4 protein-coding genes are annotated in these 6,432 nt (G+C 73.1%); 3 read left to right on the top strand and 1 reads right to left on the bottom strand.

Annotation, left to right across the window (positions count from 1 at the left end; all coding sequences use genetic code 11):
- Positions 1-203: 203 nt before the first annotated feature.
- A complete protein-coding gene (locus tag ACWF41_RS01830; protein WP_380326943.1) occupies positions 204-3,476 on the top strand; it encodes a GH92 family glycosyl hydrolase in 3,273 nt (1,090 codons plus the stop codon).
- Between the two features lie 203 nt (positions 3,477-3,679).
- Complete coding sequence (locus ACWF41_RS01825) at positions 3,680-5,167, top strand: APC family permease (protein WP_380317727.1); 1,488 nt, start codon at positions 3,680-3,682, stop codon at positions 5,165-5,167.
- Positions 5,168-5,180: 13 nt separating this feature from the next.
- Here ACWF41_RS01825 and ACWF41_RS01820 read toward each other — a convergent pair whose 3' ends face one another.
- A complete protein-coding gene (locus ACWF41_RS01820) occupies positions 5,181-5,558 on the bottom strand; it encodes an HAD family hydrolase (RefSeq protein ID WP_380317724.1) in 378 nt (125 codons plus the stop codon).
- Between the two features lie 33 nt (positions 5,559-5,591).
- On the opposite strand from ACWF41_RS01820, the gene ACWF41_RS01815 reads away from it, so the two are divergent.
- Positions 5,592-6,215: a hypothetical protein gene (locus ACWF41_RS01815; RefSeq protein WP_380317721.1), complete on the top strand. Its 624-nt coding sequence runs from the start codon at positions 5,592-5,594 to the stop codon at positions 6,213-6,215.
- The last annotated feature ends 217 nt before the right edge of the window (positions 6,216-6,432 follow it).

The following is a 6,432-nucleotide window of genomic DNA, read 5'->3' as shown; positions in this document are numbered from 1 at the left end:
GGGAGCGGGGGAGGGGGGGGGGGGGGGGGGGGGGGGGGGGGGGGGGGGGGGGGAGGGGGGGGGGGGGGGGGGGGGTTTTTTTTTTTTTTGGGGGGGGGGGGAAGAACCCCCCGCTCCGTGTTTCCCGGACGGCTGTTGACAGCGGTGTCAGGTCCCTGCCAGCCTTGGCCCGACCCACACAGCTGTGGAAGGAACCCGCTCGCATGGACGCACGTCGGGGCCGCACCGGCCGCCTGCTCCGCACCACCCTCACTCTCACGACGACGGTCGCTCTCGGCGCCGTCCTGGCCGGCGTCCCCGCGTCCGCCACCCCCTCGTCGCCCGACGGGACGGAGAAGGTGCGCGGGCCCCTCACCGCGTACGTGAACCCGTTCATCGGCACCAAGGACGACGGCAACACCTACCCGGGCGCCGCGGCGCCGTTCGGCATGGTCCAGCTCTCGCCCGACAACGGTCACAACGTGGGCTACGACTACGACAACGACCGGGTGCGCGGCTTCTCGCTGGTGCACATCTCCGGTGTCGGCTGCGGGCTGGGCGGGCCGCTGCCCGTGCTGCCCACCACGGGCGACGTGACCAGCACGGACTACGCCGACTACGCGCTGGCGTACTCCCACGACGACGAGGAGGCGTCGCCCGGCTACTACCGCGTCGGGCTGCAGGCCCCCGAGGGCGTCGTGGAGGCCGAGCTCACCGCGTCGCAGCGCACCGGTGCGCAGCGGTACACGTTCCCGGCCACCACGAAGGCCACCGTCATGCTGAACACGGGGCAGGCGCTCAACAGCGTCGCCGGCTCCAGCGTGCGGGTCGTCGACGACCGGACGATCGAGACCACCATCACGACGCGTGGCTTCTGCCAGGACACCGAGCCGCAGACGATCCACACGCGCACCGTCTTCGACCGGCCGTTCACCGCGCACGGCACCTGGAACGGCGACGCCGTCACGAAGGGCTCCGACGCCGCCGACGGCAAGGGCCGGATCGGGGCGTACGTGCAGTTCGACACGCGCGAGGACCGCGACGTCGAGGCGGTCACCTCGCTGAGCTACGTCGACGCGGCGGGCGCCGCCGCCAACCTCGAGGCCGAGCGCGGCACGTTCGACGAGGTCCGTGCCGCGACGACGGCCGCCTGGGAACGGCGCCTGCGGACCGTGCAGGTGAAGCGCGGCGCGCACGAGGACCTGCGCACCTTCTACTCCTCGCTGTACCGCAGCTTCCTCGCCCCCAACGTCGGCTCCGACGTCGACGGCCGCTACCGCGGGTGGGACCAGGAGGTGCACCGCGAGAAGGGGTTCACCTACTACCAGAACTACTCGCTGTGGGACACGTACCGCACCCAGCAGCAGCTGCTGGCGCTGCTCGCACCGCGCGAGTCCGCCGACATGGCGCTGTCCGTCGTGCGGCAGGGGCAGCAGGGCGGCTGGCTGCCGCGCTGGGGGTACGGCACGGTCGAGACCAACATCATGACCGGTGACCCGGTCACGCCGTTCCTGGTCAGCGCCTACCACCAGGGCCTGCTGGCCGGGCACGAGGACGAGGCGTACGAGGTCCTCAAGCAGAACGCCGACGGCGTGCCGCCCGCCGACTCGCCGTCGAACGGACGCGCGGGGAACGTCGAGTACATCCGGGACGGCTACGTGCCGCAGGACCCGTCGCGCCGCACCCGGCCGGGGGACTTCGACCTCGACCACGGCGCCTCCGCGACGCTCGAGTACGCGCTCTCCGACGCCATGCTCTCGACGATGGCGCGCGACCTCGGGCACGACGCCGACGCCGACCGCTACGCCACGCGCGGGCAGAGCTACCGCAACGTCTTCGACCCGCGCACCGGGGCCTTCCGCGCCCGCGGCGGCGACGGGCTGTTCACGGGCAACCCCGACCCGGCGTGGAGCGAGGGCTTCCACGAGGGCACCGCGGTCCAGTACCAGTGGCTGGTGCCGCAGGACGTGCTGGGGCTGTTCGACCTGCTCGGGGGCACCGACGCCGCGGCGGCCGACCTCGACGACTTCTTCGCCTACGACCAGCTGGTCGACGACCCGGCGCACGTCGCCAGCGACGTGTGGGTCAACGGCACGTACGACTACTACGGCTGGAAGACGTACAACCCGAACAACGAGCCCAACCTGCACGCCCCGTACATGTACCTGTGGGCCGGGCAGCCGTGGAAGACGACGGACGTGGTGCGCGCGGCGTCGACCCTGTTCACGGACGGGCCCGACGGGGTCACGGGCAACGACGACCTCGGCACGATGTCTGCCTGGCACGTGCTGTCGTCGATCGGCGTCTACCCGATCGCACCCGGCAGCGACCTGTGGGGCCTGACGACCCCGCGCTTCGACGACGTGCGGATCGACCTCGACGACGACTTCTACGGCCGGGGGACGCTGCACGTCACCGCCGACGGGCTGTCGGCCACGAACCGCTACACGCAGTCGGTGACGCTCGGGAAGCGCGACCTGTCGCGGGCGTACGTGACGGGGGCCGAGCTCACCTCGGCCGGGAAGCTCGACGTCCGCACCGGGGCCGAGCCGTCCGCCTGGGCGACGGCGCCCGCCGACCGGCCGGGAGCGGTGGCCGCCGGGGAGCCGCAGGCCGACCACCGCCTGTTCGCCGGCCTGTCGCCCGCGCACCCCGTGCTGCGGCCGGGCGGCAGCGTGGAGGCGTCCGTGCAGGTCGTCGCCCAGGGCGCCGGGAAGGTCTCCGGCACCGTCGAGGTGACGGCCGGCGGCGCCGTGGAGGCGGCGACCGACCTCGCGGAGTGGAGCGCCGACTCCGACGGTCTGCCCGCCACCGTGGAGGGCACCGTGACGCTGTCCGCGCCCGCCGACGCGAAGCCCGGGCAGTACCCCGTCCGCGTCGTCGTGTCCGACGGCGCCGGCGGCACCGTCGAGCGCGAGGTGCCCGTCGTCGTGGCCGCCGAGTCCTGGCTCGCGCCCGCCTTCGACAACGTGGGCATCGGCGACCGGGGCAAGGCCAACGCCGACCTCGACGGCGGCGGCGCCTACCTGCTGCGCGACGGGCTCGCCGCCGCCGGTGCCGTCCAGGGCCTCGAGCTGACCGTGCCCGGCACCGACCTCACCTACGTGCTCGGCGCCCCCGACGCCGGCGAGCCGGACAACGTGGCCGCCGCCGGCCAGCAGGTCGACGTGCCGGGTGCGCGGTCGGGTGCGCGGAAGGTGTCCGTCGTGGGCACCGCGACCCACGGCACCCAGCGCGGCACCCTGCGGCTCGGCTTCGCCGACGGGAGCTCGTCCGATGTCGACGTGGCGGTCACCGACTGGTGCGCCGGGTCGCCCGACGCCGGCAATGTGCTGGTCGCCAAGCCCGGCGGCCGCGGCAACGGCACCGGTGTGGACAACTTCGGCTGCGGGCTCTACGCCACCGCACCCGTCGCCGTCCCCGCCGGCAAGGAGCTCACGTCGGTGACGCTGCCGGACAACCCCCGGCTGCACGTCTTCGCCGTCGCGACGGACTGACCGCCCTCGCACCTCGTGACGTAGCGATTCCTCGTCGTCCCGCAGCAGGGCGACGAGGAATCGCTACGTCACCGTCGACCTTCGGTCACGGCCGCGCGTCGGCCGTGCACCGCGGGCCGGGGCGCGGTTCCATGGGGGATGGCTGTCCCGCGCAACGAGGCGCGGGGGCCGCGAGGACGATCCAGGGGATCCAGGGGGTCGCGATGAGCCAGACGATCGACGAGACCGGGCCGGACGGGGCGGGCGGCACCGCGGAGCCGGGCCTCAAGCGGGTGATGGGGCGCAAGCTGCTGCTGCTGTTCATCGTCGGGGACATCCTCGGCACCGGCGTCTACGCGCTCACGGGCCAGGTGGCCGGCGAGGTCGGGGGCGCGGCCTGGGCGCCGTTCCTCATCGCATTCGCGGTGGCGACGATCACGGCGTTCTCGTACCTGGAGCTGGTGACGAAGTACCCGCAGGCTGCGGGGGCCGCGCTGTACACGCACAAGGCGTTCGGCATCCATTTCGTCACGTTCATCATCGCGTTCATGGTGATGTGCTCGGGCATCACGTCGGCGTCGACGGCGTCGAACGCGTTCGCGGGCTTCCTCAACGACGGCTTCGGCCTGGGCCTGGGGACGAACGGGCTGCTGTGGATCGCGCTGGGCTTCATGACGCTGGTGGCGCTGGTGAACTTCCGCGGCGTCGGGGAGAGCGTCAAGGCGAACGTGGTGCTGACCCTCGTGGAGCTGTCGGGCCTGCTGCTCGTCATCTTCGTCGGCATGTGGGGGATGACTCAGGGGCGGGCCGACTTCTCGCGGGTGGTCGTGTTCGAGAGCCCGGACGACAAGGGCGTCTTCCTCGCCGTCACGGCCGCCACGACGCTCGCGTTCTTCGCCATGGTGGGCTTCGAGGACTCCGTCAACATGGCGGAGGAGTGCCAGGACCCGGTGCGGGACTTCCCGCGGACCATGCTCACCGGCCTGTCGATCACGGGGCTCATCTACGTGCTGGTCGCCATCACCGCCGTCGCCCTCGTGCCCGTCGGCGACCTCACGGACGCCGAGAAGGGTTCCGCGCTGACGCAGGTCGTGGCGGCAGGCGCTCCCGGCCTGCCGTTCGACACCATCTTCCCGTTCATCGGGATGTTCGCGGTAGCGAACTCGGCGCTCATCAACATGCTCATGGCGTCTCGGCTGCTGTACGGGCTGGCCAACCAGGGGGTGCTGCCGCGGAGCTTCGGCCGGGTGCACCGCACCCGCCAGACGCCGTGGGTGTCGATCATCGTGACCACGCTGATCTCGTTCGGCCTCATCGTCTACGTGGTCAACGCGAACGCGACCGAGGAGGGGGCCAACGCCATCGCCCTGCTCGGCGGCACCACGTCGTTGCTGCTCCTGGTCGTGTTCGCGGTCGTCAACGTGGCGTTGCTGGTGCTGCGCAAGCAGCCCGTGAAGCACCCGCACTTCCGCACGAAGACGTGGCTCGCCCTGCTCGGCGCGCTCACGTGCGCCTACCTCGCCGGGCCGTGGGCGCGCAGCGCGGAGCAGCAGGAGCAGTACCTCATCGCGGGCGGCCTGCTCGCCGTCGGCATCGTGCTCTCGTTCATCACCTGGCTCTACAACCGCACCGTGCGGCACGAGCCCACCGAGTTCGAGCACATCGAGGACATCGACGAGGACAAGCCGCAGGCGGGCTTCCCGAAGCGCTGACCTGCCGCCGGGCTCAGGGGGTCGCGACCGTCCGCCTGCCGTCGACCCCGTGCCCGTCGAGCAGGTCGAGCAGCGCCGCGTGCCCGTCGTCGACCGTCCAGCACACGGCGGCGAGGCCCGCGGCGCGGGCGCCCTCGACGTTGTCGGGCCGGTCGTCGACGAACAGGATGGCGGCGGGGTCGGCACCGATGCGGCGCGCGGCCTCGGCGAAGAACGCCGGGTCCGGCTTGGCCGCGCCGAGGTCGTGGGAGTAGCAGCTGACGTCGAACAGGGCGTCGTAGCCGAGGGCGTCGCGCATGTACGCGGCCCGGTGCCGGTCCTGGTTGGTCCCGAGGTGCACGCCGTACCCGTTGCGGCGCAGGGCGTCGACGACGTCGAGCGACGCGGGCACCGGGTCGATGCCACGTCGGCGGCGGCGCTCGGCGTGATCCGCGGGTCGTTCGCGGACGCCGGCGTGGACCTGACGCGGCAGGACGCGGAGCTGCTGCGCGCGGGGCTGGACGCCTGGCGCGACCTGGCCGGCCGGCACCAGATCCTCATCCACGGTCTGGTGCACCAGGGCGCGGAGTTCGCGGGCGAGACCGCCCTCGGGCGGGAGATCTTCTGGGACGTCACCGGCACCGTCACCGAGCTCTCCGCGGTGGACGGGCCCGTGTCGCTGCTGGAGGTCGTGCGCCGGGTGGTCGCCGCGCGCCTCGGGTTCGACGTCAACGAGGCGTACACCGAGACGTTCCGCACCGGCATCGGCCCGGCGCTGGGCCTGACCACCGAGCTCGACATGCCGTACCGCGTCCCCGGCGAGCCCGAGGACGCCGCCCCCCGCACCCGCACCGTGGGCCTCGCCGTCGTCGTGACCGCGCCGAAGCAGGGCGGCCCCGCGCTGGTGCTGTCGGGCTGGTCGCTCGACCCGGCGCAGCGCAACGGCCTGGAGATGCTGCTGGCGGCCATGGCCGGGCCCGCGACGATCGTCGCGGAGGGCGCGGACGAGGCCCCGCTGTTACCGGGCCCCGCCGGCCCGGGGACGCCGTCGTCGCCCGCGGGCGCCTGACCGATGGCGCGCACGAGGACCCCGCTGCCCCCTGCCCCGGACGAGGTGCCCCTCCCGGCGACGTTCGGCGACTGGTACGACCTGGCCGCCACGCATCTCGGCGTCGCCGAGCGCCGCGACAGCGGGGCGTCGCGGCTGTTCGCGGGCCTGCTGCTGGTGCTCGCGTGCACGCTCGGCCTGGGCGTGTTCGCCGGCCCGCAGCGGCGCCGCGTGTCCG

It is taken from the genome of Isoptericola sp. NPDC055063 (assembly GCF_053608125.1).
Note: the sequence above shows the minus strand (reverse complement) of the source record. Positions and strands in the feature narration are given on the sequence as shown.